This is a genomic window from Ureibacillus sp. 179-F W5.1 NHS, from assembly GCF_045369345.1.
Taxonomy (GTDB): Bacteria; Bacillota; Bacilli; order Bacillales_A; family Planococcaceae; genus Ureibacillus; species Ureibacillus halotolerans.
The window spans coordinates 1-3281 of sequence record NZ_JBIQFG010000087.1; the positions used below are offsets into that span (position 1 = coordinate 1).

Sequence of the window (3281 nt, forward strand, 5' to 3'; positions counted from 1 at the left end):
GTTAGGATTATTTTCATATAAAAGTGGCTCACTTTTCAACTGCGATGGTGGCTCAGTTTTAGCTTATCAAATACATACATCCCCATAGCGACAAAAATTTTTAATTTTATTATTTTCTTTTCCGATATATTCATCTTTAATTCCTGCATGGGTACAAACAAGTTTTTCCTTACCATTTTCAGTAACAATATAATGGGAAGGGGCTTCCAAAAGCAATGTCTTAAGTTTGGCCTTTAAATCCTGCGTCTTTTGCAATCCATATTCCTTTTCATACAGTCCAAACTCCTCTGCAACTTTTTCATCACCATGTCGTAGTTGAACATTCCGCCCATCTAACCACCGCGCAATTTTCCAACCATGATTACTATCAATCATATAGGCTAGCCCTGCTTCAACATGCTTCAAGAAAAAAACCATCGTTAAAATGGACTTTGGCCCTCTGCTCATTACGTCACCTAAAGAAACTAATTTCCTACCATTTGGGTGATAGAAAAACCCTTTATCTTTTTGTTTGTAACCTAGTTTTTCAAGAAGTATAAGGAATTCATCATAACAAGCATGAATATCCCCTACGATATCTAGCCCTTCTCCAACTTCTATTCTCATATAAAACCCCTCCATACCGAATCAATTCAAATTTGGATAAAAATAAAAATGGAAATAATTTATACATATCATTTATTATTAGAAAATTGGAATAAAAACATGCAGAAGAAATAAGGGGAAAAGTATGTAAGGGTAGTTTGGAATAGGAATGGTAAAGACATCAATCACCTCTTATTAGGTGATTGATTTTTACTTTTATAAAATGGAATTCAATTTATAGCCCATTATTTTATATGTTAAAACATTTATTATGTAGTTTCTTCGGTAAGGGCTAGTTTACTTAGACTTATATTGTTCTTTGAATATCTTTCCATTTTTCCTTTGCTACTTGCTCATCAAAAGTACTAATTAATCGATAATTTTCATCATCTAAAATACGAAAATGTTTACTTAATAAATTTCGTTGAAGTTTAAAGCCTTTATATTCTGTAATATTCTTCCACATAATATGTCCGCCCATTGTTTTTTCTTGAGGACGAATAATTACGTCATGGACTGTTAATTCAATCACTTCTAACGGATCCCCACCCATTTGTTTTTGTAAAATGCAGCTTTCCCGAAACAGAGCACATATGGCAATTGCTGTCGTCCAATCAGCAAGGGTCCGTTCTTTTTCAATTTGAACTAATGTTTTTTTGGATATTCCTAGTATTTCTGCCATTTTATCTTGAGTGTAATTGTGCTCTGTCCTTATTGTTTTCAAATTCTCAGAAGCAATTTGAATAATAAAGTCACGATCCATCGATACCACCCCAAAAGTTGTTAATTTTACCTTTTTTCTTTTTATTAAATCAATATAGTAAGAAACATCTCCTAAATGTTAGACCGTCAAAGGGAGAAAAAGGTTACATATTATAAAGAAATTTTCCAAATTTTTTTACAGGTTAGGCAAAATGAATAATCTGCATGAACATTTTTAGTTAGAAAATGAAAGGATTAATTTGAATTTACTAATTTATTTAATCGTTTAGTTAAATAAGCTTTCCATTCCTCAGCAAGCTCCTTGACTTCCAACATCTTTTTTATCCCTTCTATGTCCTTAGGACGATGAAAATATAAATCGTTACCATATAAAACGGAAACTCGTTTTGGGTGTTTTTCAATTAACCGAATTTTGGAATTTTGGCATACATTGCCTTCTTCTAAAACTCGGCATAAGTATCCTGTGAAACCCGTTTCAACCATCCTTTTCATAATAAGAGGATTATTTGTTCTTTTTGTAATCGTACTACATGGAACTCTACCTTGAGTTATTTGAATGACCGCATCTCCAAGTTGATAAATATCCCCAATATGAACATCTGCTTCTAACATATTTGTTACCGTAATATTTTCTCCGAATGTAGAAGCTGAAAGGACGTGACCAAACTCTTCTTCCCAAAGTTTATAATGTTCAAAAGGGTAAACACAAACTGCTCGATCAGGTCCACCATGATGTTTTAAATCCGCAACTCCATCTCCATTAAAACCATTTTTAGTTAAATAAGCTTCTTCAACTTGTTCTTTACAAATGGCCGTTGATACTTCTAAGTCATCTCCGTACTTCATCTGTTTCGGTAAACCGATTGAAAAGTTTTTTAATTCAATCACTATATCATTCCTTTTTAGTTCATTTGTTTCTCTTATTATAACAAAATTTAACAATAAAAAGGAAAAAGCATCTAGACAAAATTGTCTAGATGCAAAACTTAGCTAATTGCCATATTAAAAAAGATATCTTTATTTTGTATTTGTAAAGCCCCCATCAATTCGAATAACTTCACCATTAATATATTCAGCTTTTGAAGTTAATAAGAAAGTAACAAGTTCAGCTACTTCTTCCGGAGTACCTAAACGTTTTTGAGGAATACCACCTGTTGCATTTTTTTTCATTTCAGGATTTGCTTCATAAAAAGTTTTTACCATTGGTGTTTCAGTTGGTCCAGGAGCAATTGCGTTTACTCGTAAGCCATCTTTCGCATATTCTGCCACCATACTTTTTGTTAGTCCCACAATCCCATGTTTTGTAGCGGAATACGTTACAACAGAATCTTGTCCAATGACACCTGCACTTGAAGCCGTGTTAACAATGGAACCTCCACCATTCTTTAACATGACTTCGGCAACATAACGAACACCGTAAAGAGCACCAAGTAAATTAATGCCAACAATTTGATTAATTTCCTCTAATGTTGTATCTAAAAAGAATTTACCACTACCAGAAATTCCTGCGTTATTAAAGAAGTAATCAATTGTACCAAAATGGCTTACTGTTTGATCGACATAATTTTTTACGTCTTCAGGTTTTGACACATCTGCTTTAACGAAAATTGAATCGACGCCAATTTCTTTTACCATTACTACCGTTTCGTTTCCACCTTTTTCACTTACATCTACTACAACAATATTAATACCCTCTTGGGCTAAACGAACAGCAGTAGCTTGTCCTAAACCGCTACCTCCACCAGTAATAATCGCAACTTTACTCATAGAAAATTCCTCCAATAGACCGTATGAAATACTGTAATTCAAATGTGAAAAATAAAATTATACATAGTATATACAGATTTCTTACAATCATAATTTACTTTGGATAGTGATATGACTTATTGACTATCCAATAAATATCCGCCTGTAAAACAGGCGGTTTTAGTAACGCCCTATAAGGGCTCCTTACTAACTGCCCCTAAAGGGGC

4 protein-coding genes are annotated in these 3281 nt (G+C 33.2%); all 4 read right to left on the minus strand.

Features of this window, described 5'->3' with window-relative positions; translation table 11 throughout:
• Positions 1 to 66: 66 nt before the first annotated feature.
• The 4 genes from ACH0B5_RS17855 to ACH0B5_RS17870 all read right to left on the minus strand — a co-directional run bounded on the left by ACH0B5_RS17855 (position 67) and on the right by ACH0B5_RS17870 (position 3075).
• Positions 67 to 606 (minus strand): metallophosphoesterase family protein, encoded by a 540-nt coding sequence (locus ACH0B5_RS17855; protein ID WP_406928243.1) that lies wholly within the window; start codon positions 604 to 606, stop codon positions 67 to 69.
• A 286-nt stretch (positions 607 to 892) separates the two neighbouring features.
• Positions 893 to 1348: a helix-turn-helix transcriptional regulator gene (locus ACH0B5_RS17860; RefSeq protein ID WP_122972637.1), complete on the minus strand. Its 456-nt coding sequence runs from the start codon at positions 1346 to 1348 to the stop codon at positions 893 to 895.
• A gap of 194 nt (positions 1349 to 1542) precedes the next feature.
• On the minus strand, positions 1543 to 2154 hold the full coding sequence (locus ACH0B5_RS17865; protein WP_406928244.1) for an MOSC domain-containing protein: 612 nt from the start codon (positions 2152 to 2154) through the stop codon (positions 1543 to 1545).
• 171 nt (positions 2155 to 2325) lie between these two features.
• Positions 2326 to 3075 (minus strand): SDR family NAD(P)-dependent oxidoreductase, encoded by a 750-nt coding sequence (locus tag ACH0B5_RS17870; RefSeq protein WP_122972638.1) that lies wholly within the window; start codon positions 3073 to 3075, stop codon positions 2326 to 2328.
• Between the last annotated feature and the right edge of the window lie 206 nt (positions 3076 to 3281).

Excerpts from the sequence above, each read along its gene's own strand:
- ACH0B5_RS17870 (WP_122972638.1), bottom strand. The coding sequence starts at position 3,075 with ATGAGTAAAGTTGCGATTATTACTGGTGGAGGTAGCGGTTTAGGACAA.
- ACH0B5_RS17865 (WP_406928244.1), bottom strand. The coding sequence starts at position 2,154 with ATGAAGTACGGAGATGACTTAGAAGTATCAACGGCCATTTGTAAAGAA.
- ACH0B5_RS17860 (WP_122972637.1), bottom strand. The coding sequence starts at position 1,348 with ATGGATCGTGACTTTATTATTCAAATTGCTTCTGAGAATTTGAAAACA.
- ACH0B5_RS17855 (WP_406928243.1), bottom strand. The coding sequence starts at position 606 with ATGAGAATAGAAGTTGGAGAAGGGCTAGATATCGTAGGGGATATTCAT.